Origin of the sequence: Pseudomonas sp. ArH3a, assembly GCF_022648765.1 — a bacterium.
GTDB lineage: Bacteria > Pseudomonadota > Gammaproteobacteria > Pseudomonadales > Pseudomonadaceae > Aquipseudomonas.
The window spans coordinates 5,961,925-5,988,121 of sequence record NZ_CP080330.1; the positions used below are offsets into that span (position 1 = coordinate 5,961,925).

19 protein-coding genes, 2 tRNA genes and 1 pseudogene are annotated in these 26,197 nt (G+C 58.5%); 9 read left to right on the forward strand and 13 right to left on the reverse strand.

The window, feature by feature from the left end:
* The first annotated feature begins 315 nt into the window (after positions 1 to 315).
* From K0P33_RS27370 to K0P33_RS27410, 9 genes are all read left to right on the forward strand, one after another.
* Complete coding sequence (locus K0P33_RS27370; protein WP_094950180.1) at positions 316 to 1,719, forward strand: polynucleotide adenylyltransferase PcnB; 1,404 nt, start codon at positions 316 to 318, stop codon at positions 1,717 to 1,719.
* A 2-nt stretch (positions 1,720 to 1,721) separates the two neighbouring features.
* Positions 1,722 to 2,207: a 2-amino-4-hydroxy-6-hydroxymethyldihydropteridine diphosphokinase gene (gene folK, locus K0P33_RS27375; RefSeq protein WP_094950181.1), complete on the forward strand. Its 486-nt coding sequence runs from the start codon at positions 1,722 to 1,724 to the stop codon at positions 2,205 to 2,207.
* Between the two features lie 304 nt (positions 2,208 to 2,511).
* Positions 2,512 to 3,312: a 3-methyl-2-oxobutanoate hydroxymethyltransferase gene (gene panB, locus K0P33_RS27380; RefSeq protein ID WP_094950182.1), complete on the forward strand. Its 801-nt coding sequence runs from the start codon at positions 2,512 to 2,514 to the stop codon at positions 3,310 to 3,312.
* Positions 3,309 to 4,160: a pantoate--beta-alanine ligase gene (gene panC, locus K0P33_RS27385; RefSeq protein ID WP_242152560.1), complete on the forward strand. Its 852-nt coding sequence runs from the start codon at positions 3,309 to 3,311 to the stop codon at positions 4,158 to 4,160. Before panB ends, panC begins: the two co-directional genes overlap by 4 nt.
* A 243-nt stretch (positions 4,161 to 4,403) precedes the next feature.
* Positions 4,404 to 6,068: a glucose-6-phosphate isomerase gene (gene pgi / locus K0P33_RS27390; protein WP_242152564.1), complete on the forward strand. Its 1,665-nt coding sequence runs from the start codon at positions 4,404 to 4,406 to the stop codon at positions 6,066 to 6,068.
* 105 nt (positions 6,069 to 6,173) lie between these two features.
* Positions 6,174 to 8,111, forward strand: a complete 1,938-nt coding sequence (gene acs, locus K0P33_RS27395; RefSeq protein WP_242152567.1) for an acetate--CoA ligase — start codon at positions 6,174 to 6,176, stop codon at positions 8,109 to 8,111.
* 17 nt (positions 8,112 to 8,128) lie between these two features.
* Complete coding sequence (locus tag K0P33_RS27400) at positions 8,129 to 8,998, forward strand: oxygenase MpaB family protein (protein WP_094950186.1); 870 nt, start codon at positions 8,129 to 8,131, stop codon at positions 8,996 to 8,998.
* Between the two features lie 60 nt (positions 8,999 to 9,058).
* Complete coding sequence (locus tag K0P33_RS27405) at positions 9,059 to 10,075, forward strand: class I SAM-dependent methyltransferase (protein WP_242152569.1); 1,017 nt, start codon at positions 9,059 to 9,061, stop codon at positions 10,073 to 10,075.
* An 87-nt stretch (positions 10,076 to 10,162) separates the two neighbouring features.
* Entirely contained in the window at positions 10,163 to 13,096 is a 2,934-nt protein-coding gene (locus tag K0P33_RS27410; protein WP_242152572.1) for a DUF748 domain-containing protein, read from the forward strand.
* Positions 13,097 to 13,386: 290 nt separating this feature from the next.
* On the opposite strand, the gene K0P33_RS27415 is transcribed toward K0P33_RS27410, so the two are convergent.
* From K0P33_RS27415 to tpiA, 13 genes and pseudogenes are all read right to left on the reverse strand, one after another.
* On the reverse strand, positions 13,387 to 14,007 hold the full coding sequence (locus tag K0P33_RS27415; protein ID WP_094950190.1) for a BON domain-containing protein: 621 nt from the start codon (positions 14,005 to 14,007) through the stop codon (positions 13,387 to 13,389).
* 359 nt (positions 14,008 to 14,366) lie between these two features.
* A pseudogene (locus K0P33_RS27420) lies at positions 14,367 to 15,785 on the reverse strand (IS1182 family transposase).
* Between the two features lie 117 nt (positions 15,786 to 15,902).
* On the reverse strand, positions 15,903 to 18,008 hold the full coding sequence (gene pnp / locus K0P33_RS27425; RefSeq protein WP_094951715.1) for a polyribonucleotide nucleotidyltransferase: 2,106 nt from the start codon (positions 18,006 to 18,008) through the stop codon (positions 15,903 to 15,905).
* Positions 18,009 to 18,202: 194 nt separating this feature from the next.
* Positions 18,203 to 18,472 (reverse strand): 30S ribosomal protein S15, encoded by a 270-nt coding sequence (gene rpsO / locus K0P33_RS27430; RefSeq protein WP_003176135.1) that lies wholly within the window; start codon positions 18,470 to 18,472, stop codon positions 18,203 to 18,205.
* 115 nt (positions 18,473 to 18,587) lie between these two features.
* Positions 18,588 to 19,505: a tRNA pseudouridine(55) synthase TruB gene (truB, locus tag K0P33_RS27435; RefSeq protein ID WP_242152574.1), complete on the reverse strand. Its 918-nt coding sequence runs from the start codon at positions 19,503 to 19,505 to the stop codon at positions 18,588 to 18,590.
* Between the two features lie 3 nt (positions 19,506 to 19,508).
* Positions 19,509 to 19,904 (reverse strand): 30S ribosome-binding factor RbfA, encoded by a 396-nt coding sequence (gene rbfA, locus K0P33_RS27440; protein WP_003176137.1) that lies wholly within the window; start codon positions 19,902 to 19,904, stop codon positions 19,509 to 19,511.
* A gap of 159 nt (positions 19,905 to 20,063) precedes the next feature.
* Positions 20,064 to 22,589, reverse strand: a complete 2,526-nt coding sequence (gene infB, locus K0P33_RS27445; RefSeq protein ID WP_242152577.1) for a translation initiation factor IF-2 — start codon at positions 22,587 to 22,589, stop codon at positions 20,064 to 20,066.
* Between the two features lie 27 nt (positions 22,590 to 22,616).
* Entirely contained in the window at positions 22,617 to 24,098 is a 1,482-nt protein-coding gene (nusA, locus tag K0P33_RS27450) for a transcription termination factor NusA (RefSeq protein ID WP_078739144.1), read from the reverse strand.
* A gap of 47 nt (positions 24,099 to 24,145) precedes the next feature.
* Positions 24,146 to 24,604 carry a ribosome maturation factor RimP gene (rimP, locus tag K0P33_RS27455; RefSeq protein WP_032865935.1) on the reverse strand — a complete coding sequence of 153 codons (459 nt, stop codon included), beginning with the start codon at positions 24,602 to 24,604 and terminating at the stop codon, positions 24,146 to 24,148.
* 140 nt (positions 24,605 to 24,744) lie between these two features.
* Positions 24,745 to 24,821, reverse strand: a tRNA-Met gene (locus K0P33_RS27460).
* 96 nt (positions 24,822 to 24,917) lie between these two features.
* Positions 24,918 to 25,003, reverse strand: a tRNA-Leu gene (locus K0P33_RS27465).
* Positions 25,004 to 25,025: 22 nt separating this feature from the next.
* Positions 25,026 to 25,409 carry a preprotein translocase subunit SecG gene (secG, locus tag K0P33_RS27470; RefSeq protein ID WP_083356723.1) on the reverse strand — a complete coding sequence of 128 codons (384 nt, stop codon included), beginning with the start codon at positions 25,407 to 25,409 and terminating at the stop codon, positions 25,026 to 25,028.
* A 4-nt stretch (positions 25,410 to 25,413) separates the two neighbouring features.
* Positions 25,414 to 26,169 carry a triose-phosphate isomerase gene (gene tpiA, locus K0P33_RS27475; protein WP_083356722.1) on the reverse strand — a complete coding sequence of 252 codons (756 nt, stop codon included), beginning with the start codon at positions 26,167 to 26,169 and terminating at the stop codon, positions 25,414 to 25,416.
* Positions 26,170 to 26,197: the final 28 nt, after the last annotated feature.

Here is a 26,197-nt window from a genome sequence, read left to right on the forward strand (position 1 = left end):
CAGCGACCAAAGCAATCCGTTTGCTCTTGACTCCCGATTGGGAGTGTCATGAAGGTAAAACTTCACGGCGAGGGCGATCAACAAAAACAAGAAGCCCGCAATCAATAATAAAAATAGAGCACGCAACTACTTCTGGGGGAGCTTCGGCTCCCCTTGTAGTTTCCGCAATTTGGTACCTGCCAATCCTTCTTTTAAGCTTCTGGCTCAAGCCTTGCAGCTTGTTCCTACACCATCCCCCGACTAAATGCTAGAATCCCGGCCCATCATGCGGTCATTCTTCGTTATGGCCGAACATTCCTTCAAACAGTGCATCCCATGCTGAAGAAGTTGTTCCAGTCATTCCGTTCCCCCTTGCGTCGTACGCAACACATTCGCAGCACGCCTGAAGTGCTTAACAGCAATCAGCATTCATTGCAGCGCGCTCAATTCAGCCGTTATGCAGTGAACATCGTCGAACGTTTGCAGAACGCCGGCTACCAGGCTTACCTGGTGGGTGGTTGCGTGCGCGACATGTTGCTTAATATCACGCCCAAGGATTTCGACGTCGCCACCAGCGCCACGCCCGAACAAGTGCGTGCCGAATTTCGCAATGCGCGAATCATCGGTCGCCGCTTCAAATTGGTGCACATCCACTTTGGACGCGAAATCATCGAGGTCGCGACCTTCCGCGCCGGCCACCCGCAAAACGATGAAGAGGAAGACACCAACCAGTCTTCCCGCAACGAGAGCGGGCGCATCCTGCGCGACAACGTTTACGGCACCTTGGAAGAAGACGCGCAACGCCGCGACTTCACCATCAATGCCTTGTATTACGACCCGGTCAGCGAGCGCATCCTCGATTACGCCAATGGCGTACACGACATTCGCAACAACCTGATCCGCTTGATCGGCGACCCGACGCAGCGCTACCAGGAAGACCCGGTGCGCATGCTGCGAGCGGTGCGTTTCGCCGCCAAGCTGAACTTCGGTATCGAGAAACACACTGCCGCGCCGATTCGTGAGCTGGCGCCGATGCTGCGGGAAATTCCTTCAGCGCGCCTGTTTGAAGAAGTGCTCAAGCTGTTCCTCTCGGGGTATGCCGCCGACACCTTCGAAATGCTGGTGGACCTGCAGTTGTTCGACCCATTGTTCCCGGCCAGCGCCGAGGCATTGGAATACAACCCGACCTACACCCACACGCTGATCAGCGAAGCCTTGATCAACACGGACTTGCGCATCAAACAGAACAAACCGGTGACCCCGGCGTTCCTGTTTGCCGCCTTGTTGTGGCCAGCGCTTCCAAAACGCGTAATGCGCCTGCAGGACCGTGGCATGCCTGCGATTCCGGCCATGCAGGAAGCCGCGCACGAGCTGATCGCCGAGCAGTGCCAGCGCATCGCTATCCCGAAACGCTTCACCATGCCGATCCGCGAGATCTGGGACATGCAGGAGCGCCTGCCACGCCGCAGCGGCAAACGCGCCGACCTGCTACTGGACAACCCGCGCTTCCGTGCCGGCTACGACTTCCTGCTGCTGCGCGAAAGCGCCGGCGAGCAGACCGACGGCCTGGGCGAATGGTGGACCGATTACCAGGACGCCAATGACAGCCAACGCCGCGACATGATTCGTGACCTCGGCAGCAAAGGCGATGGCGCTGGCGATGGGCCGAAGAAGCGTCGTCGCAGTTCCAGCAAGCGCAAACGCACGTCTGCCGATGCCTCGGGCGCCGCAGGCGAATAAACGTGGAACGTATCTACATCGGCATGGGCAGCAACCTGGCTGCCCCGGACCAGCAATTGCGCAGCGCCGCCCAGGCGCTGGCATTGCTGCCCGGCACCACCCTCGCAGGCGTGTCCGCCTTCTATCAAAGTGATTCGCTGCTCCCGGGCCAACCGCGCTACACCAATGCGGTCGCGGCCCTGGACAGCAACCTCGCGCCACTGGCACTGCTCGATGCGCTGCAAGCCATCGAGAACGACCAGGGCCGCGAGCGCCTCGAGCGTTGGGGCCCGCGTACTTTGGACCTGGATATCCTGCTGTTTGGCGATCGCTTGATCGACGAGCCACGCCTGACGGTGCCTCACTATCAGATGCACTTGCGCGCGTTTGTGTTGTACCCGCTGGCTGAGCTGGCGCCGGCCGACCTGCAGTTGCCCGACGGCCGTACGCTCAAAGCGCTGCTGACGGCCTGCCCGTTTGTCGGGCTGGAACGCCTCCCTAAAGTCTGATCCGGTCCCGGTGGGAGCTGGCGTGCCTGCGATAGCATGACTGCCGAACCGAGTCGCCTGCATCGCAGGCAAGCCAGCGCCCACCCGTAACAGCGGTAACACCGCACTCGTAACAATGCGGTAACACATCCAATTGACTTACCGAGCCCTCATCACGACTATAGGCGTCCCGCTGCCGCCAACCCGGCGCTGAAGGGCGCAATCCAGGCCTTATAAGCACTGCTCTCAAGACAGTGCGCCTGTATAAACGAAGACTCACGCGCGTTACTCGCTGTTTCCAAGCGCCTGAACGAGGACCCTTTTCATGCCAGACATTACCCTGACCACCTTGCAGAGCCTCAAGCTCAAAGGTGAAAAAATCGCCATGCTGACCTGCTATGACGCCACCTTCGCCCAGGCCTGTTGCCAGGCCGGCGTCGAGGTGCTGCTGGTGGGTGACTCCCTCGGCATGGTTTTGCAAGGGAATGACAGCACCCTGCCCGTCACCACTGATGAACTCGCCTACCACACGGCCAGCGTCAAGCGCGGTAACGACGGCGCCTTCATCATCGCTGACCTGCCGTTCATGGGTTACGCCACCCTCGAACAGACCTTTCAAAACGCCGGCAAACTGATGCAAGCCGGTGCGCACATGATCAAAGTCGAAGGTGCCGTGTGGCTCGCCGAGCCGATCCGTTTGCTGGCTGAGCGCGGTGTGCCGGTGTGCGCGCACATGGGCCTGACACCGCAGTCGGTGAACATCCTCGGCGGCTACAAAGTACAAGGCCGTAATGAAGCCCAGGCGCGCCAGATGCGTGCGGATGCCATCGCCCTGGAACAAGCCGGGGCTGCGATGATCGTGCTGGAGTGCGTGCCGAGCGAACTGGCTGCTGAGATCACGCAGGCCGTCAAAGTGCCGGTGATCGGCATTGGCGCAGGTGCCGATACCGATGGCCAGGTTCTGGTGTTGCACGACATGCTCGGCCTGTCGCTGACCGGCCGTGCGCCGAAATTCGTGAAGAACTTCATGGCCGGCCAAGAGAGCATCCAGGCCGCGTTGAGCGCTTACGTCAACGAAGTCAAAGCCGTTACTTTCCCAAGCGCTGAACACGGATTCTCTGCATGAACACCGTTAAAACCGTACGAGAACTGCGCGCCGCCGTCGCCCACGCGCGCAGCGCCGGCAAACGCATCGGCTTTGTGCCCACGATGGGCAACCTGCACAGCGGTCACGCCACGTTGGTGACCAAGGCCGCGCAGCAGTCGGATTTTGTGGTGGCGAGCATCTTCGTCAACCCGCTGCAATTCGGCGCAGGCGAAGATTTGGACAAGTACCCTCGCACGCTGGCGGCGGATCAGGAAAAGCTGCTGCAAGCCGGTTGCAACCTGCTGTTCGCGCCGACCGTCGAAGAAATGTACCCCGGCGGCATGAGCGGCCAGACCCGCGTCAGTGTTCCGCAACTGTCCGAAGGCCTATGCGGCGCCAGCCGCCCCGGGCACTTCGAAGGCGTGGCCACAGTGGTGAGCAAGCTGTTCAATATGGTCCAGCCGGACATGGCCGTGTTTGGCCAGAAGGATTACCAGCAACTGGCGGTGATCCGCGCCATGGTGCATGACCTGAACATGCCGATCCAGATCATCGGCGAGCCGACCGTACGTGCCGCTGACGGCCTCGCGCTGTCATCGCGCAACGGCTACCTCACCGACGAGCAGCGTGCCATCGCCCCGGTGCTGTACCGCAGCCTCAGCCAGATTGCCGCGGCGATCAAAGCCGGTGACCACGATTTCGCCAAGCTGCGTGCCGAGCAAATCCAGCACGTTGAGGCCGCAGGCTTGCGCATGGATTACCTCGAAGTGCGCCAAGGCGTGCATTTGCGCCCGGCCACGGCTGAGGACCGCGATGTGGTGATCCTGGTTGCAGCGTATCTGGGGGCGACTCGCCTGATCGATAACTTGCACCTGAACCTGGCCTGACCACCCCCGCCTTTTCTCATTGAAAAAACACCGCACCTGTTGCCCTCCCCGCTGTGCCGGTATAAAAAAGTACCGGCCACAGCGCAGACAAAGCCAAGACATATCGACACGCTAGGTTTAATGTAATCGCCCTGCGCCATTGTTGGCGCTGACCGGCACCCAACGCCTGATGAAAGACTGGACGTTCCGGATTTAGAAGTGTCCTAAAGGCAAGTCCCCGTAATAAAAAGGAAACCCGCAGCGATGGCGTATTACCGCACTCCTCATGACGTTACCGCTCTGCCCGCTTGGCAAGCGCTCAATAAACATCGCCAAGCCATGCAGGATTTCAGCATGCGCGACGCGTTCAATGCCGATCCCCAGCGCTTTTCCGAGTTCACCTTGAGCAGTTGCGGGCTTTTCCTCGATTACTCGAAAAACCTGATCACGACCGAAACACGCGACCTGCTGGTAGGGCTGGCCAAGGAAGTCGACCTTAAAGCTGCGATCGACGCGCTCTACGCCGGCGAACCGGTCAACTCCTCCGAAGGCCGCCCGGCTCTGCACACCGCCTTGCGCCGCCCTGTGGGTGACAAGCTATCGGTCAACGGCGTGAACATCATGCCGGACGTGCACAAAGTGCTGAACCAGATCACCGACCTCGTGGGCCGTATCCACGATGGCCTGTGGCGTGGCTACACCGAGAAGCCGATCACTGACGTGGTGAACATCGGCATCGGTGGCTCGTTCCTCGGCCCGGAGCTGGTCTCTGAGGCACTGTTGTCCTACGCCCATAAAGGCGTGCGCTGCCACTACTTGGCGAACATCGACGGCAGCGAATTCCACGAGCTGACCATGAAGTTGCGCGCCGAGACCACGCTGTTTATCGTCTCGTCGAAATCCTTCAACACCCTGGAAACCCTGAAAAACGCCCAGGCCGCCCGCGCCTGGTACTTGGCCCAAGGTGGCTCGGAAGCCGAGCTGTACCGCCACTTCATCGCCGTATCGAGTAACAACGCGGCAGCTGTGGCCTTCGGTATCCGCGAAGAAAACATTTTCCCGATGTGGGACTGGGTCGGCGGCCGTTACTCGCTGTGGTCGGCCATCGGCTTGCCAATCGCCCTGGCCATCGGCATGTCCAACTTCAAGGAACTGCTGTCCGGTGCCTACACCATGGACCAGCATTTCCAGAACGCCCCGTTTGAACAGAACATGCCCGTGCTGCTGGGCTTGCTGGGCGTGTGGTACGGCAACTTTTGGGGTGCGCAGAGCCATGCGATCCTGCCGTACGACCATTACCTGCGTAACATCACCAAGCACTTGCAACAGCTGGACATGGAATCCAACGGCAAAAGCGTGCGCCAGGACGGCACGCCAGTGTCCACCGACACCGGCCCGGTCATCTGGGGCGGCGTCGGCTGCAACGGTCAGCACGCCTACCACCAGTTGCTGCACCAAGGGACCCAACTGATCCCAGCCGACTTCATCGTGCCGATCGTCAGCTTTAACCCGGTGTCCGACCACCACCAGTGGCTGTACGCCAACTGCCTGTCCCAAAGCCAGGCACTGATGCTCGGCAAGACCCGCAGCGAAGCCGAAGCCGAACTGCGCGAGAAAGGCCTGGCGGAAGCCGAAGTGCAGAAACTGGCCCCGCACAAGGTGATCCCGGGCAACCGCCCGAGCAACACCCTTGTGGTGGAGCGCATCAGCCCACGTCGCCTCGGCGCACTGGTGGCCATGTATGAGCACAAAGTGTTCGTGCAAAGCGTGATCTGGGGAATCAACGCCTTTGACCAATGGGGCGTTGAGCTGGGCAAGGAGCTGGGCAAGGGCGTTTACAACCGCCTGACCGGCGCCGAAGAAACCCTGGCTGACGATGCGTCGACACAAGGCCTGATCAACTACTTCCGCGGTCGTCACCGCGGCTGAAGCCGGTACACCAAGGCCAACGTCCGTTTGGACGTTGGCCTTGAACCCTCTCCCCACAGCGTGCATCTTTATGCCTTGTCCCGAAAACAAGAATAAGGACCGCTCATGTTCGATATCAGCACGTTTCCCGCCGCCGATGCCGTCCGCCTTGCCGCGCAGCTCAGTCAAGCCGAGTACCAGCGCCTCTATCGCCAATCCATTGAGCAACCTGACACCTTCTGGGCCGAACAGGCCAAGGGCTTTCTCGACTGGATAACACCCTGGCACACCGTCCAACAGTCAGACATCAAGACTGGCGCCGCCCAATGGTTTGCCGGCGGCCAACTCAACGTCAGTTACAACTGCATTGACCGTCACCTGGCGCAACGCGCCGATCAGCCGGCCTTCATCTGGGAAGGCGATGATCCTGCAAAATCTTCCAAAATCTCCTACCGCCAACTGCACCAAAACGTCAGCCGCCTGGCCAATGTGCTGAAAAGCCGTGGCGTAAAGAAAGGCGACCGAGTGTGCATCTACATGCCGATGATCCCGGAAGCGGCCTACGCGATGCTGGCCTGTACGCGAATTGGCGCGGTGCACTCGGTGGTGTTTGGTGGGTTCTCACCGGACGCCCTGCGCGACCGCATTCTCGACGCCGACTGTCGCACCGTGATCACTGCCGATGAAGGCGTGCGCGGCGGCAAGCCGGTGGCGTTGAAAAAGAATGTCGACAAGGCCCTGGCCAGTTGCCCGAACGTCAGCACGGTGCTGGTGGTGCAACGTACGGGGGCCGACCTTATCTGGGTCAAAGACCGCGACCTCAACTACCAGCAAGCCCTGGACGCCGCCAGCGACGACTGCCCGCCCGAGCCGATGGACGCCGAAGACCCGCTGTTTATCCTCTACACGTCCGGCAGCACCGGCAAACCCAAAGGTGTGCTGCACACCACCGGTGGCTACCTGCTGCAGGCGGCGATGACCTTCAAGTACGTGCTCGATTACCGTGACGGCGAAGTGTTCTGGTGCACCGCCGATGTGGGCTGGGTCACCGGCCACAGCTACATCGTGTATGGCCCGCTGGCCAATGGCGCTACCTCGCTGATGTTCGAAGGCGTACCGAGCTACCCGGACAGCTCGCGCTTCTGGCAAGTGATCGATAAACATCAGGTGAATATCTTCTACACCGCGCCCACCGCGCTGCGCGCCTTGATGCGTGAGGGCCACGGGCCGCTGCAGAACACGTCCCGCGCCAGCCTGCGTTTGCTGGGTAGCGTCGGCGAGCCGATCAACCCGGAAGCCTGGGACTGGTACTTCAACGCCGTGGGCGAACAACGCTGCCCGATTGTCGATACCTGGTGGCAGACCGAAACCGGCGGCATCATGCTCAGCCCACTGGTCAGCGCCCAGCGTATCAAACCAGGCTGCGCGACCCAGCCGATGTTTGGCGTACAGCCCGTGCTGCTGGATGAGCAAGGCAAGGAAATCAGCGGTGCCGGCAGTGGCGTGCTGGTGATCAAAGCCAGCTGGCCGGGCCAGATTCGCAGCATCTACGGCGACCCGCAGCGCATGATCGACACGTATTTCAAACCCTACCCCGGCTACTACTTCACCGGCGACGGCGCACGGCGCGATGAAGACGGCGACTACTGGATCACCGGGCGCATCGATGATGTGATCAACGTCTCGGGCCACCGTATCGGCACCGCCGAGGTCGAAAGCGCTCTGGTGCTGCATGATCAGGTGGCCGAGGCTGCCGTGGTCGGCTATCCCCACGACGTCAAAGGCCAGGGGATTTATGCCTTCGTCACGCCAATGAATGGCGTCGAGCCCAGCGATGAGCTGAAAAAACACCTGCTGGCGCTGGTGAGCAAGGAAATCGGCAGCTTTGCCAAGCCGGAACTGATCCAATGGGCACCCGCCCTGCCGAAAACCCGCTCAGGCAAGATCATGCGGCGGATTTTGCGCAAGATCGCCTGCAACGAACTGGACAGCCTGGGTGATACCTCGACCCTGGCCGACCCCAGCGTGGTAGACGGGCTGATCGACAAACGCCTGAACCGCTAGGAACCTCTGAAGTCGCCATGGAATTTATCCGCAGCCGTATCGAAACTCAGTTGATGAGCCTTACCGGCTTGTCACTGGGCCAGCTGGACCTGGAAAACCCCAAGGGCGATCCCGGCCTGTTCGGGCCGGACTCGGTCAGTTGGCAAGTGCATGGCGACTTCAGCAGCATGCTCATTGGCGGCATCAGCGCCTTGATGCTGCAAGCCTTGCACCCGCTGGCCCTGGCCGGCGTGTGGGACCACTCCAACTTTCGCCAGGACATGCTCGGGCGCTTGCGGCGCACCTCGCAGTTTATTTCCGGCACCACCTTCGGTTCGCGCAAAGACGCCGAATGGCTGATCGAAAAAGTGCGCACCATCCACCTGCAAGTGACCGGGCATGCCCCGGACGGGCGGCCTTACGCGGCCAGCGATCCGGAACTGCTGACGTGGGTGCACGTGGCGGAGGTCAGCAACTTTCTGGCGTCGCACCTGCGCTATTGCAACCCGGGTCTTTCGGGCCGGGATCAGGACCGTTACTACAGTGAAATCGCCTTGGTCGCCGAGCGCTTGGGCGCTCGGCATGTTCCGCGTTCACGGCAGGAAGTTTCGGATTACCTGGCACGCATTCGTCCGCAACTGCTGTGCGACGAGCGCAGCCGCGAAGTGCTGCGCCTGCTGCTCAATGCACCCGCACCCAGCACCTTGGCCAAACCCTTTGGCAGCTTGATGATGCAGGCCGGGATCGACCTGCTGCCAGACTGGGCAAGCAGCCTGCTCGAACAGCACCAGAGCCCGTTGCAGCGCCAGCTGATCCGCGCCGGGGTCAAGCGCAGTGCACCGTTGCTGCGCTGGGCGATGCGCAATGGTTCGGTGCAGCGCGCCCATCGGCGAATGGGGCTGATGTAGGCGGCGGCTCATAGCTGTTAAACTCCGCGCCCATATTGACTCGCAAGCAAGGCGCGCTCCATGACTCCCTTGAATCAGGCGCTGCGCGCCGCCCTCGATCAACGCCAAGACCTGATCAACACGCTGCATGCCCAGGGCACCGACTGCTACCGGCTGTTCCACGGCAGCCAGGAAGGCGCCGGCGGCTTGACCATTGACCGTTATGGCCCGCAACTGCTGGTGCAGAGTTTTCACCAGGCCCTGGAAACAGCCGAGCTGTTGAACCTGCATGAACTGATCAACCAGTTCATGGGCCTGGAATTGCTGCTGGTGTACAACGACCGCTCGCGTGGCAATTCGCGGATCGACCGTGAAGACACGGTGTACCGCGCCCAACCGGCGGCACTGGAAGACTTGGTCGGCCACGAATGGGGCCTCAATTACCGCGTGCGCGGGCGCCATGCAGGGCAGGACCCGCTGCTGTTTCTCGACCTGCGCAACACCCGTGGCTGGGTCAAGGAACACAGCGCCGGCAAACGTGTGCTCAACCTGTTTGCCTACACCTGTGGCGTGGGCCTGAGCGCGGCAGCCGGTGGCGCCCGCGAGGTGTGCAACCTGGACTTCGCCGAGGGCAACCTGGCGGTGGGCCGCGAAAACGGTGTGCTCAACCCGCAATTGCCGACCATGGGTTTCGTGCAATCCGACTACTTTCCGGCGATTCGCCAACTGGCGGGCTTGCCGATCACTCAGCGCCGCGGCCACAAGCTGCCGAGCTATCCGCGCCTTGAGCAACGCCAATATGACCTAGTGCTGCTCGACCCACCGGCCTGGGCCAAGAGCGCGTTCGGCACCGTCGACCTGCTGCGCGACTACCAGAGCCTGCTCAAGCCTGCACTGCTCGCTACCGCCGACAATGGCGTGCTGATTTGCTGCAACAACTTGGCGAAAGTCAGCATGGATGATTGGCGCGAACAGGTGCTGCGTTGCGCCGAAAAAGCCGGGCGCCCGGTACGCGACTGGCAAATCATGGCGCCGGGAGCCGACTTCCCGTCTCAGGATCAGCAGCCGCCTCTGAAAACCCTGATCCTTCAGTTGTAGTACTTTTCCCAAGCAGCCCGGTACTTCGGAACCGAAATCCCGTGCCATACTCCAAGGCACTCTTGTTCTACATAGATGGCGTCACTCATGCCCAAAGGATTGATCCGCGCCGCTGGCGCCTTGTTGACCGCCCTGGCTCTGTACAGCTTGCTGGGCTTTCTGATTCTGCCGGGCATCGCCCTTCGCATTGCCAACCAACAGTTGGCCAATTACGCCACGGTGCCGGCACGCATCGAGCGAATCGAGCTCAACCCGTTCAGCCTGGAAGTTACGGCATGGGGCTTGAAGATCGGCGAACCGGGCAAGGAGCAGGTGGGTTTCGAGCGTCTCTACGCCAACCTGCAGATAGATAGTCTCTGGACCCGTGCGCTGCACCTGGCCGATGTGCAGCTGGACCAGCCCAAGACCGAGCTGCTGTTCGACAAGTCCGGCCAACTGAACCTTGCGCAGTTGTTCAAGCTGCCGCCGAGCGAGCCCACGCCGACTGACCCTAACGCCAAGCCGTTCCCGCTGCGCATCGACAGCATCAAGCTGGCTGGCGGCTATGTGCACTTTCAAGATTTGCGCCCCAGCGAACCGATCGAATTCCTCTACGACAAACTCGACTTTGAGCTGAAAAACCTCAGCACGCTGCCGGAAGACAATGCCAACATGACCTTGGTGGCCGCCGGCCCTCAAGGTGGGCAGATCGACTGGAAAGGCAATTTCAGCCTGATACCGATCACCTCCGAGGGCACGCTGAAAGTCACCGATGGCAAGATGAAAGCCTGGTGGCCATACGTGCGAGACGCGTTGCCATTGGTGCTGGAAGATGGCGTGCTGAATTTCAGCACCGACTACAAATTCAGCCTGGCCAAAGAAACCGAACTGAACCTGACCAACACCGCCGCCAGCATCGCGCCGTTTGCAATCAAGGCACCGGATGGCCGCCCATTGGTGCGCCTGGAACGCCTGGACGTCAGCGAAACCACGGTGGACCTGGCCAAGCAGCAGGTAGTGGTCGGCAAGATTCGCAGCAACAAGCTGGAAACCTGGGCCGCCCGCGAAGCCGATGGGCAGTTGGACTGGCAGAAACTGTTCGCCAGCCAACCGAGCAAACCGGCCAAGGCGCCGGAACCTGCCACCGCACCGGCGACAGCCGACTCGCCAAAGGCGCAGCCAACAGCACCCAGCAAACCTTGGCAAGTGCTGCTCAAGGATGTGCAACTGCGTAACTATCAGGTGCACCTGGCGGACCGCCAGGTCAAACCTGCGGTAGCGCTGGAGCTGGGCCCGTTGAATGTCGACGTGCAGAACTTCGACAGCCTGAACCAAAGCCCCTTTACCTTGAAAGTCGATACCGGCCTGGGCAAGCAAGGCAAGATCCAGGCAACCGGCCAGGTCAACCTCAACCCGGTCAGCGCCAAACTCAAAGTGAATACCCAGGACATCGACCTGCGGGTCGCCCAGTCCTATATCAGCCCGTTCATTCGCCTGGAACTGCGCAGCGGCATGCTCGGCAGTAACTTGGATGTGAACCTTAAAAGCACTGAGCCATTGGCGCTCCAGATCACCGGCCGCGCTCAGGTCGATCAGTTGCACACCCTGGACACGCTCAAAACCCGCGACTTCCTCAAATGGCAGCGCCTGGTGCTGGAAGGCGTGAACTATCAGCACGGCGACAGCCTGTCGATCGACAAGGTCAACCTGCTGCAGCCATACGCGCGTTTCATGATCAACGATGACCGCACCACCAACATCGACGACTTGCTGATCCCGCAGCCCGCCGACAGTGGCGCCAAATCAGCGGCCAAGCCCGCGGCGAGTAAAGACAAGCCGTTGGGCATTCATATCGGCCAGATCGCGATCAATGACGGCTCGGCCAACTTCGCCGACTTCAGCCTCACACCCAACTTCGCCACGGCCATCCAGCAGCTCAACGGGCAGATCGGCACCATTGACAGTCGCCAGGCCAAACCGGCCACCGTCGATATCAAGGGCAAGGTGGATCGCTATGCGCCAGTGACCATCAAGGGCAGCGTGAACCCGTTTGATCCGATGGCGGCGCTGGATATCGCCACCAGCTTCAAGCGCGTCGAGCTGACCACATTGACGCCGTACTCCGGCAAGTTCGCCGGGTTCCGCATCCGCAAGGGCCGCCTTAATCTCGACCTGCACTATGTGATCACCAAGGGCCAGTTGAAGGCTGAAAACAAAGTGGTGGTTGAACAGCTGCAACTGGGTGAGAAAGTCGACAGCGCCGATGCCGTGGACTTGCCAATTCGCCTGGCAATCGCCCTGCTCAAGGACTCTGACGGCAAGATCTCCATCGAGCTGCCGGTGACGGGCGACCTGAACAACCCGCAATTCAGCGTGATGCCGATTGTGTGGCAGACCCTGCGTAACCTAGTGGTGCGCGCGGCGACGGCGCCGTTCAAGTTTATCGGCGGGCTGGTGACTGGCGGGGGCTCTGAAGACCTGGGCAATGTGTCGTTCGCCGCAGGCTCCAGCGAATTGAACAAAGACGCCGAAGGCGCGCTGAACACCCTGGCCAAGGCGCTGAAAGAGCGCCCTACCCTGCGCCTGGAAATCGAAGGCACGGCCGCTGCCAGCAGTGACGGGCCGTTCCTCGCCGCAGAGCGTCTGGAACGTGAATACCAATATAACTACTACAAGATACTCCAGCGCCGTGGCGATAAAGTCCCGGCCCAGGCTTCGTTGCTTGTCGTACCGGAGAAGGAAAAGGCGCCGCTGCTTGAAGGCATCTACCGTACACGCCTGAAACAACAACCACCGGCCGAATGGAAAGACCTGGGCAGCGATGATCGCACTGCGAAGCTGCGTGATGGGTTGATCAAGTTCTGGGGCGCCAGTGACGTCTTGCTGCGCCAACTGGGGCAAGACCGTGCCAGTGCCATCAAGGACTACCTGGTGGACAAAGGCCAGTTGGAAGATGACCGGGTGTACTTCATTGATGCCAACCTGGGGCAAGCGCAGAAGGATGGTCGGGTGGTGACGCCGATGCATCTGGATGCTGAGTAACGCCTGAGCGGCACCATGCAAATGTGGGAGCTGGCTTGCCTGCGATGCAGACACCTCGGTCATTCAGTTGAATCGAGGTGATGCTATCGCAGGCAAGCCAGCTCCCACGTTTGTTTTGGGTCGGCCTGGAGATTTTGTTTCTGCTCAAAATAGAACAGGCCCCGACACAAGTGCCGGGGCCTGTAATGACCACATCCGTGTGGTCGGTCGCATGAACTCCAGAGGTGCACCGGGTGGATATCTAACTCACCCTAAGCCGCCGCTTTACAGTTCAGACGAGACGTTAAGCGTTACTCTGCTTTCAGGCCATCGGCCGATACAGCTTTAACGCCTTTGATTTTCTTGGTGATATTTACCGCGGTAGTTTTCTGCGCTTCAGTCACTGCGACTGAAGAGGACAGGGACACTACACCTTTGTTGGTTTCGACTTTAATGTCGGTGCCAGGAATGCCTTTCTCGGTTACCAGGTCAGCTTTCACTTTGGTGGTAATCCAGGTATCAGAGGTAGCGCCTTTTGCGTCGGCTGCTGCGCCTTTGGTTTTGTCGATGTTGTCGGCCTTAGTTGCGCCACCAGCCAGCAGGCCGTCAGCGGAAACAGCGGTAACACCTTTGATTTTCTTGGTGATCGCTACGGCAGTGGCTTTCTGCGAGTCAGAGATAGCAACTGTCGAGGACAGCGAAACCACGCCTTTGTTGGTTTCAACCTTGATGTCCGAGCCAGGAATACCTTTTTCAGTCAGCAGGTCAGCTTTGACTTTGGTGGTGATCCAAGTATCCGAAGTGGACTCTTTGGCTTTGGTCACTTCGCCAGCGGCCAGGGTCATTGGAGCTTGGGAAGTCTGAGCAAAGGCCACGTTAGCACCCATGGCCAGGGTCAGAGCGGTAGCAGTAGCGAGAGCGAACTTCTTCATACGAGTAACTCCTGTTTTATTGAAAGTCTGCAGTGGGTAAACCTTGATGCTGCAGCGTTAACAGGGATATTGCAGACACTGTGCCAACTCACAGATACGATATAAATCCTTTTAAAACAATGAGTTATGAAATATTAAAAAATCCGGAATCGTGCAACTTGCATGAAGAGGACCCTGCCTGCATGCAAGTTGCGGCTTTTGGGCTGGATTAAACGCCTGATTTTTCTGCATTTTCCCATCCCCATAAAAAAAGGACCCCGAACAGACTGTGTGAAAACGCACTGAAGGCCAGCTCAACAAACGCCCCGACTTGTTCGGGGCGTTTGTTTTTGTGCGAGCAATAGATGAAAAAAGGCCTTTCAGCCCATCAGCTCCATCAACTGGCGGGCTCCGAGCACGCTAATCGCTCGCTTAAGGTTATAAGCGTTCACCGCCAAGGCCATTTCTGCTTTTGCGCCCTCCAACTGGCGCAACAGGAAACGACCATTCCCAAATAGCCATTGCTTGAGGTTTCCGAAAGGGTGCTCAACGATGGATCTTCGGTTGGCCATCATCTGCGGATGCGCCAGCATTCGCTGCTCCATTCGCTCAAAGGCTTCCTCATGGGCATGGCGTGAGACATAGCGACGTTGGGCGCCAGTGCACTGGGATTTGAGCGGGCAGACAGCGCAGTCACTGACATCGCCCTGATAGATTCGATCTCCCTTGTTGCGCTGCTTGAGCGTCAGCCACTTGCCCGCCGGGCACTGATAACGATCGTGTTCGGCTTCGTAGATAAAATCTTTGCGCTCAAAAAGCTCCTCACCGCCTGGGTTGACCGAGCGATTGGGCGGCACGTACACGGTAATCCCAGCCTCCTCGCAGGCCTGAAACTGCTGGCCGTTGGAGTAGCCAGCATCGGCTGTCACGCTCAGGGCATCTTGTTCCAGATGTTCTTTTGAGGCCTTGGCCATTGGCTCGAGTTGCTTGCGGTCATCGCCATCCTGGGTCACTTCATGGTGCAGGATCAGGCAATGTGCGGCGTCCACGGCGGTTTGTACGTTGTAAGCCACCCGCGGCCCTTTGGGCGTGCGCATCATTCGGGCATCGCTTTCTTGGATGTTGAATTGCTACAGGCCCATCGAGTTCATTAGCGCTTGGCAGCTCTGATTATCCTGCTGCCGGACTTCAAGCTGCGCCAGTGCTGTTTTGATTGCGCTGCGATCAATCGCCTCTGTGGTTTCGGCCTTGTCGGCCTCATCCAGCTCGGCCAGATACTGAGCGATGCGCTTATCCAGTTTCTCTTCCTGACGTTTGAGCTGCTTCAAATTCATATGACGCCGCGAGGACGCCACCGCCTGAAATTTGCTGCCGTCGATGGCCACCAACTCACCGGCGATCAGACCGGCTGTGCGGCAAAACCGAACAAAGGCACGGCACGTCGCCACAAAGGCGAGTTTGTTGTTTTTGCGAAAGTCGGCGATGGTCTTGAAGTCAGGTTTGAGCCGATTGATCAGCCACATCACTTAGATGTTGCGCTGGCATTCGGCTTCAAGCCGCCGCGATGAGCGAATCCGCTGGAAATAGCCATAAAGGTAGAGTTTGAGCTGGTCGGCGGGGTCATAAGACGGGCGGCCGGTGCTTTTGGGCAACGCTTTATCAAAGCCCAGTTGCACCAGATCCAGCCTGGCGACATAGAGATCAATGACGCGAACGAGGTGATCCTCGGGGATCAATTCCTCCAACGAGACCGGGAACAGACTGGTCTGGCTGCGGGACTCTCCTTGGATATAGGCCATAACGAAAAATGCTCCGTATCTTTCGATACGGAGCATTTTCTTTGAGCGCTGCGCAGATTGCTAGGTTTTCACACAGTCTGCGAAGGGTCCTTTTTTTCAGCTTAAGCCTACGGGTGTTTAAACGCCCGAAGCCTTGGCTGCTGCTACGTCCTTGATGGACAGCTTGATACGGCCGCGGTTGTCCACGTCCAGTACCAGCACTTCCACTTCCTGGCCTTCTTTCAGAATGTCGGTCACTTTCTCAACGCGAGCGTCGCTCAACATGGAGATGTGAACCAGACCGTCTTTGCCCGGCAGGATGTTGACGAATGCGCCGAAGTCGACGATGCGCTCAACCTTACCCACGTAGATCTTGCCGATCTCGGCTTCAGCGGTGATGCCCAGAACGCGCTGACGCGCAGCTTCTGCGGCTTCTTTGGTTTCGCCGAAGATCTTGATCGAGCCGTCGTCTTCGATGTCGATCGAAGCCTTGGTCTCTTCGCAGATCGCACGAATAGTCGCGCCGCCTTTACCGATAACATCACGGATTTTGTCGGTGTCGATTTTCATCGCGATCATGGTCGGAGCATTTTCCGACAGTTCGGTACGGGACTGACCAATGATCTGGTTCATCTGACCGAGGATGTTCAGGCGCGCGTCCAGGGCTTGGCCCAGAGCGATTTCCATGATCTCTTCGGTGATGCCCTTGATCTTGATGTCCATCTGCAGCGCGGTAACACCTTTAGCGGTACCGGCTACCTTGAAGTCCATGTCGCCCAGGTGGTCTTCGTCACCCAGGATGTCGGTCAGGATGGCGAACTTCTCGCCTTCTTTAACCAAGCCCATGGCGATACCGGCAACCGGCGCCTTCATCGGCACACCAGCGTCCATCAGTGCCAGGGAAGCACCGCAAACGGAAGCCATGGAGCTGGAACCGTTGGACTCGGTGATTTCCGACACCACACGAATGGTGTACGGGAACACGTCGGCGGCAGGCAGCATGGCTGCAATCGAACGACGGGCCAGACGGCCGTGACCGATTTCACGACGACCAGCACCACCCATGCGACCACACTCACCTACCGAGAACGGAGGGAAGTTGTAGTGCAGCATGAACGGGTCTTTTTTCTCGCCTTCCAGGGTGTCCAGCAGCTGTGCGTCACGGGCGGTGCCCAGTGTTGCAACAACCAGGGCCTGGGTTTCGCCACGGGTGAACAGAGCCGAACCGTGGGTCTTAGGCAGAACACCGACTTCGATGTTCAGAGGGCGTACAGTTTTGGTGTCGCGGCCGTCGATACGTGGCTTGCCGTTTACGATGTTTTCGCGAACGGTGCGGTATTCGATTTCGCCGAAAGCTGCTTTGACTTCGCTGGAAGAAGGCTGGCCTTCTTCACCGGACAGCTTGGCAACAACCTGGTCTTTCAGCTCACCCAGGCGAGCGTAACGATCGGCCTTGATGGTGATGGTGTAAGCCTGGGAGATCGCGTCGCCGAACTCGGCACGAATAGCGCCCAGCAGAGCAGTGGCTTCAGGCTGTGGGGCCCAGGTCCAGGTTGGCTTGGCAGCTTCAGCAGCCAGTTCTTTAACAGCGTTGATCACAACCTGGAACTCGTCGTGAGCAAACAGTACCGCACCCAGCATCTGGTCTTCGGTGAGCTCTTTGGCTTCCGATTCAACCATCAACACGGCTTCCGAAGTACCGGCAACGACCATGTCCAGGCTCGAAGCTTTCTGTTGTTCGTAAGTCGGGTTCAGCAGGTAGCCGGTGCTTTCGTGGAAAGCAACGCGAGCTGCGCCGATCGGGCCATCGAAAGGAATACCGGAGATGGCCAGGGCAGCCGAGGTACCGATCATCGCAGCGATGTCCGGATCGGTCTTCTTGCTGGTGGAAACGACGGTGCAGACAACCTGCACTTCGTTCATGAAGCCTTCTGGGAACAGCGGACGGATCGGACGGTCGATCAGTCGGGAAGTCAGGGTTTCTTTTTCGGAAGGACGGCCTTCGCGCTTGAAGAAACCGCCAGGGATCTTACCGGCAGCGTAAGTCTTTTCCTGGTAGTGAACGGAAAGAGGGAAGAAGCCTTTGCTTGGGTCAGCGGTCTTGGCGCCAACAACGGTCACCAATACGGTGACGTCGTCGTCAACGGTGACCAGCACTGCGCCGGAGGCTTGACGGGCGATACGGCCTGTCTCGAGGGTAACGGTCGACTGACCGAACTGGAATTTTTTGATAACCGGGTTCACGGTGTCCTACCTTCTTTGTGGCTCTTGGGGAACTTGTCTTCTTGCGAAATTCTTGGGCAATGTCGGGAATCGGCCCGAGCCTGGTCCAGGGCAAAACGTGTATCCAGATAAAACTTGAGGCTGGGAGCCTGCCATGGGCCAGCGGGAATCCCACTGACACACGGCAGACAACCAACCTCTAGCGCAATCGCTGATTAGCGACGCAGACCCAGGCGACCGATCAGAGCCTGATAACGACCCAGATCCTTGCCTTTCAGGTAGTCCAGCAGCTTACGGCGCTGGTTTACCATGCGGATCAGACCACGACGGGAGTGGTGATCTTTACCGTTGGCCTTGAAGTGACCTTGCAGCTTGTTGATGTTGTGGGTCAGCAGTGCAACTTGCACTTCTGGCGAACCAGTGTCACCAACAGCTTGCTGATAGTCAGCTACGATTTGTGCTTTTTCTTGAACGTCGAGAGCCATGAGGCAATCCTTTTTTCAGGAAACCACCCAAAGGGCAGTCTCAACAGGCCAGGGACAAATCCCTGTATCTAAAAATGAGTGTTGACCGTGCCTGTTAACAGCCACACTCGTCCGGTCATTCTGACCGAATCAGTCGACGCGGCGCTATACGCCCGTCTTCGCTCACTTCACCGATACCGATGAAGCGACCGTTATGATCCTGTACCCGCACCATGCCGAACTTCGGAGCATCCGGGGCACGTACCGGCTGGCCGTTGAGCCAGTAGAACGCGCTGTGCTCCGAGAAGTGCAGCAATGGCCAATCCAGCAAACCGCTGTCCGATGGCATCAGGAAGCGATCAACTGCTTCATTGCCGCCTTCGGCGTGTACGGCCTCCAACTCTTCCAGCGTGACCGTCTGGGCCAGGCTGAAGGGCCCTGCCTGGGTACGTCGCAGTTCTGCAACGTACGCGCCGCAACCGAGCTTTTCACCAATATCTTCCACCAGGGTACGGATATAGGTGCCTTTGCTGCAGTCCACGGCCAAGCGGGCAGTGTCGCCTTCACAGGCGAGCAAATCCAAGCGCGCAATAGTAACAGAACGCGGTTCGCGCTCCACTACTTCGCCCGCACGTGCCAGCTTGTAAAGTGGCTGGCCATCACGCTTGAGCGCCGAGTACATCGGCGGTATCTGACTGATTTGCCCACGAAAACCCGGCAAAGCAGCTTCAATATCAGCACGACCAACGGTCACGTCACGAACCTGCAAAACATCACCCTCGGCATCGGCCGTGGTAGTGGTCTTGCCCAGCTGCATCAGGGTTTCGTAACCCTTGTCGGAATCAAGCAGGTATTGCGAGAACTTGGTCGCCTCACCAAAGCACAGCGGCAGTACACCGGTGGCCAAGGGGTCGAGGCTGCCGGTATGCCCGGCCTTCTCGGCATTGAGCAGCCAGCGGACCTTCTGCAAGGCGGCATTGGAGGTAAAGCCAATGGGCTTGTCGAGCAGAATAATGCCGCTGACGTTGCGACGGATACGTTTGACCTGAGCCACCGCTTACTCCTTGGCGTCTTCAGGTGTGGACGGGTGCTGGCTGTCTTCAGCCACGGCGCGTTCGATCAGGGCCGACAGGTGCGCACCACGCACGACGCTTTCGTCGTAGTGGAAGTGCAACTGAGGCACGCTGCGCAGCTTCATTTCACGGGCCAACTGCATGCGCAGGAAACCTGCAGCCGAGTTGAGCACCTTGATGCTTTGCGCGATTTCTTCGCTGTTGTCCTGCCCCATCACGGTGATGAAGATCTTCGCGTGACCTACGTCGCGGCTCACTTCAACCGCGGTGATGGTCACCAGGCCAACACGGGGGTCTTTGACTTCGCGACGGATCAGTTGGGCCAGCTCGCGCTGCATCTGATCGCCGATACGTTGGGTACGGCTGTATTCTTTTGCCATGTCTTGTTACCTGTTACTGCCACACGGTGAAACCCGTGGGGTCTGAAAGCGGCAAACGCCCGGCCTGACAAAAGCCAGACCGGGCGTTGCGTTTAGAGTCCGTACGCTGCGCGGGGCATTTGCATGCCCACACGCGGCGTGGCTCCTGAAGTGCGCGAGTTAGAGGCTGCGAGCAACCTGAACCTTCTCGTAGACTTCGATCTTGTCGCCAGCCTTGACGTCGTTGTAGCTCTTGACGCCGATACCGCATTCCATGCCGGCACGTACTTCGGAAGCGTCATCCTTGAAGCGGCGCAGGGATTCCAGCTCGCCTTCGAAGATAACGATGTCTTCACGCAGTACACGGATTGGACGGTTACGGTGCACAACACCTTCGATAACCATGCAACCGGCGATCGCGCCGAATTTCGGCGAGCGGAACACGTCACGCACCTCGGCAACACCCAGGATATTCTCCCGAACGTCGCTGCCAAGCATGCCGGTAAGGGCTTTCTTGACGTCTTCGATGATGTCGTAGATGACGTTGTAGTAACGCATGTCCAGGCCTTCCTGCTCGACGATCTTGCGAGCGCCAGCATCGGCACGCACGTTGAAGCCGAACAGTACAGCGTTGGAAGCCAGTGCCAGGTTGGCGTCGGACTCGGTGATACCACCGACACCGCCACCGACAACGCGCACTTGCACTTCGTCGTTACCCAGGCCATTCAAGGCGCCGTTCAACGCTTCGAGCGAACCACGGACGTCAGATTTGAGGACGATGTTGAGCGTCTTCTTCTCTGCCTGGCCCATGTTTTCGAAGATGTTTTCCAGCTTGCCGGCGTGAGCACGGGCCAGCTTGACTTCGCGGAACTTGCCTTGACGGAACAGAGCCACTTCACGGGCTTTCTTCTCGTCGGCAACCACGCTCATCTCGTCGCCAGCGTCCGGGGTACCGTCCAGGCCGAGAATCTCGACAGGGATGGAAGGACCGGCTTCTTTGATTGGCTTGCCGTTCTCGTCGAGCATGGCACGTACACGGCCGTAGTTCGAACCGACCAGCACCATGTCGCCTTGGCGCAGGGTACCGTCTTGAACCAGAACGGTTGCAACCGGGCCACGACCTTTGTCGAGACGCGATTCAACCACAACACCGCGACCCGGGGCCGATGGAGTTGCTTTCAGTTCGAGTACTTCAGCTTGCAGCAGAACCGCTTCGAGCAGCTCGTCTACACCGGTACCGACTTTCGCCGAAACCGAAACGAACGGCGTATCACCGCCCCACTCTTCGGAAGTCACGCCGTGAACCGACAGCTCGCTACGGATGCGATCGAGATCAGCGCCCGGCTTGTCGATTTTGTTCACTGCAACAACCAGTGGAACACCTGCGGCCTTGGCGTGCTGGACAGCTTCAATGGTCTGCGGCATCACGCCGTCGTCCGCTGCAACTACCAGGATCACGATGTCAGTCGCCTTGGCACCACGGGCACGCATTGCGGTAAACGCGGCGTGACCTGGGGTGTCGAGGAAGGTGACCATGCCGCGTTCGGTTTCAACGTGGTAGGCACCGATGTGCTGGGTGATACCGCCGGCTTCGCCAGCAGCTACCTTGGCACGACGGATATAGTCGAGCAGGGAAGTCTTACCATGGTCAACGTGGCCCATTACGGTCACGACTGGCGCACGGGAGAAGGTTTCACCTTCAAACTTCAAGGACTCGGCCAGGGAATCTTCCAAGGCGGTGTCGCTGACCAGGGTCACTTTATGGCCCAACTCTTCAGCCACGAGCTGAGCAGTTTCCTGATCAAGCACCTGGTTGATAGTCGCTGGAGTACCCAGTTTGAACATGAACTTGATGATTTCAGCAGCCTTGACCGACATCTGATTGGCGAGATCGCCAACAGAAATGGTCTCGCCGATCTGCACATCACGCACGACAGGGCCGGTTGGGCTCTGGAAACCGTGGGCGTTACGTTTTTTCAGCTTGGCCTTGCCGCGACCACCACGACGGAAGCCATCGCTTTCTTCGTCGGTAGTACGTGGAGCAACGCGTGGAGCAGGCGCTTTCTCTTTGACCGAGGCACGATGCGGAGCGTTTTTGCGCTCGCCATCAGCACCACCACCGCGACGATTGTTATCGTCGGCACGTGGCTTGTCCGGACGACGAGGTTCGTCGCGCTTGCGAGCGTCTGCTGCAGGAGCAGGTGCAGCGGCAACCGGAGCGGCCTCACGCACAGCTTCAACAGGCGCTACAGGAGCGGCGACCGCTTCAGTACCAGCAGGTTGCGCAGCAGTAGGCTGGCGACGCGCTTCTTCTTCGGTGCGACGCTTGGCTTCTTCTTCAGCCTTCTGACGAGCAGCATTTTCTACTGCGCGACGTTCTTCCAGTTCGCGTTTGCGCTCGGCTTCGATTTCTTCCGGGCTGCGCTGTACGAAGACTTTCTTCTTGCGTACTTCAACGCTGATGCTCTTGCTACCAGCAACACGCAGGGTGCTGGTGGTTTTGCGCTGCAATGTAATCTTGCGCGGTTCTTCCACTTTCGCCTTGTGGCTGCTCTTCAAGTGAGTCAGCAAAGACTGCTTCTCACTATCGCTCACACCTTCATCGGCGGCGGTGTGCGGCAGACCTGCCTCACGCATCTGCTGCAACAGGCGCTCTACCGGTGTTTTGACCTCATCGGCCAGTTGTTTCACCGTGACTTGCGTCATGCACTTCTCTCCTCAGGCCGCGCCTAGTTACTCGAACCAATGGGCTCGGGCGGCCATGATCAACTTGCCGGCACGATCATCGTCAATGCCGTCGATGTCGAGCAGATCGTCAATAGACTGCTCGGCCAGGTCTTCGCGGGTAATTACGCCGCGCACCGCCAGTTCCATCGCCAAATCCTTGTCCATACCCTCAAGCGAGAGCAGGTCTTCGGCCGGATGGGCGTCTGCCAGCTTTTCCTCAGTAGCGATGGCTTTAGTCAACAAACGATCCTTGGCCCGAGCGCGAAGCTCGTTGACGGTGTCTTCGTCAAAGCCGTCGATGTTGAGCATTTCTTCCAACGGTACGTAGGCAATCTCTTCCAGGCTGGTGAAGCCTTCATCTACCAGTACCTGCGCCAGGTCTTCGTCGACTTCCAGCTCGTCGATGAAGTTGCGCAGGATGTCACCGGTTTCAGCTTGCTGCTTAGCCTGGATGTCCGATTCGGTCATCACGTTCAGGGTCCAGCCGGTCAGTTGGCTGGCCAGACGCACGTTCTGACCACCACGACCAATGGCCTGAGCCAGATTGTCTGCGCCAACGGCGATGTCCATTGCATGGGCATCTTCGTCAACGATAATTGCCGCCACTTCAGCTGGCGACATGGCGTTGATCACGAACTGCGCCGGGTTATCGTCCCATAGGACGATGTCCACACGCTCACCGCCCAATTCGCCCGACACTGCCTGGACGCGTGAACCACGCATACCAATGCAAGCGCCCTGCGGGTCGATGCGTTTGTCCTTGGAACGGACCGCGATCTTGGCGCGCGAACCCGGGTCGCGGGACGCAGCCATGACTTCGATCAGGCCTTCGGCAATTTCCGGCACTTCGATACGGAACAGCTCGATCAGCATTTCCGGCGCGGTACGCGACAGGATCAACTGCGGGCCGCGGTTCTCGGTGCGGATTTCCTTGAGCAGCGCACGCAGACGCACGCCGACACGGAAGGTTTCGCGAGAAATGATGTCTTCGCGGGCCAACAACGCTTCAGCGTTATTGCCCAAGTCGACGATCACGTTGTCGCGGGTAACTTTTTTCACGGTGCCGGAGATGATCTCACCCAGGCGCTCGCGATAAGCGTCAACGACTTGAGCGCGCTCGGCTTCGCGAACCTTCTGCACGATGACCTGCTTGGCGGTCTGTGCAGCAATACGGCCGAATTCGATCGACTCGATCTTTTCTTCGACGACATCACCGACATTGGCGCCAGGATGCGTTTCGGCAACCTTGCTTGGCCAAGTTTCGATGGCCGGATCATCAAGATCGGCTTCTTCGACGACCGTCCAGCGACGGAAAGTCTCATAGGCACCGGTGTGGCGGTTGATTTCCACACGCAGATCAACTTCGTCTTCAAAACGCTTTTTGGTAGCAGTGGCCAAGGCCAGCTCCAGCGCTTCAAAAATCACGTTTGCCGGTACGCCCTTTTCATTGGATACCGACTCAACAACCAGCAGTACTTCTTTGCTCATCGTACGCCTCGCCTTTCGCAAGCCATTGGATCCGCGGGATCCGCGTCTCAGTCAAAACTGGGAATAATGTTGGCCTTGTCGATCATATCGATCGGCAACAGGAATTCATGGTCTTCTACCTGCACCACGACATCCTGTTCTTCTACACCGCGCAGAAGGCCCTGAAAGTTGCGTCGCCCTTCAAAGGGAGAGCGCAGCTTGATCTTCACTTGTTCACCGGCAAATTTTGCAAACTGATCAATAGTGAACAGTGGGCGTTCCATGCCAGGCGAGGAAACTTCAAGGGTGTACTCAACGGCGATTGGATCTTCAACATCCAGCACACCGCTGATCTGACGGCTGACAATGGCACAATCGTCCACCAGCACGCCGCCCTCTTTATCGATATAAACGCGCAACATTGAGTGGCGACCTTGAGCCGAAAACTCAATACCCCAGCATTCATAGCCTAGGGCCACGACCACCGGGGCCAACAAGGCCTGCAACTCTTCTAGCTTGCTCGACACCTGAACCCCCTCGTGCATGTATGTGCATGCTGTGCAAAATAAAAAAATGGGCGAAACGCCCATCCTTGAAACGCCGTCGAACAGCGGCGTTGAAAGTGTCCAGCTAACAAAAAGCCCCTTAAAAGGGGCTCCGCTAAAACTGGTTGCGGGGGCCGGATTTGAACCGACGACCTTCGGGTTATGAGCCCGACGAGCTACCAGACTGCTCCACCCCGCGACAAAGCTGGGGCGGAAGTATACGACCGATCCTTTACAGGGTCAATGTAACCTTCCACCTACAAGAAAGCCCGCAACAGCGGGCTCTCCTGATAATTGGTACCGAGAAGGGGACTCGAACCCCTACACCCTATGGGCACAACCACCTCAAGGTTGCGTGTCTACCAATTCCACCACCTCGGCAATACAGCGCTTACAACCCTTCTTACTTCTGCTCTTGAGCTGGAGGTACGTCAGTCGCTGGAGTAGCCGACTTTTGCTCTTGAAGCACCGGGACATCATCAGAAGCCGGTTTTGCTTTTGGTACTTCCAACACTGCTGGATTTGGGAGACCTACTTGAGTCAGCACATGAGCTTTCTCTTTAGCATAGTAACCTAACCCCAAGCTGGTTATGAAGAAACCGGCGGCAAGTATAGCAGTAAACTTACTAAGAAAGGTAGAGGAACCTTGGCTTCCGAATACAGTATTTGAAGCACCTGCACCGAAAGACGCACCAGCATCCGCACCTTTACCCTGTTGCAACAAAACCAGGGCAATTACGCCCAGGGCAGCCAACAGATGAAAAACGACTACGACTGTTTCCAGCATTTTTTCAGTTTCCCGCGGCGCGACAGATCGCACCGAACTCATCTGCATTCAGGGAAGCTCCACCAATGAGCCCCCCATCGATATCCGGCATGCCGAACAGTTCGACCGCATTGGCCGCCTTCACGCTGCCGCCGTATAGAAGCCGCACACCTTGTGCGATTTCAGAATTCTCTGCCGCCAACTGCGCGCGGATGGCTGCGTGCACATCCTGCGCCTGTTGCGGTGTAGCAGTCAGCCCGGTGCCAATGGCCCAGACCGGCTCGTAAGCAATTACTGCCTTTGCAAATGCACCAACACCCAACTCCTCGATGATGCTGCCCAGCTGACGCGAGACAACTTCAAGAGTCTTGCCCGATTCACGCTGCTCAAGAGTCTCCCCTATGCACAACACTGGAATCAGGCCACAAGCCTGTGCTGCTGCGAACTTGCGATTGAGTGTCCCATCACGTTCGCCCATCATTTGACGGCGCTCGGAGTGCCCGACAAGCACATAGGAACAACCCGCATCTACCAACTGACTCGGCGAAATCTCACCGGTCAACGCACCTTGCATGGGCTCCACCGCAGAATTCTGCGCGCCGACCTGAATCGACTTACCTTTCAAGCCATCAACAACCTGGTTGATATGCAAGCAAGGCGGAAAAACCGCGACATCAACACCGCTAGGCAAGGCCAAGTGACGAAGGCCGTTTATCAGCTCAGCGACACTGGCGCGGGTACCGTGCATCTTCCAGTTACCAGCTACCATAGTGCGACGCATGCTGTACCTCGTCGGTCAAAGTGGGCGC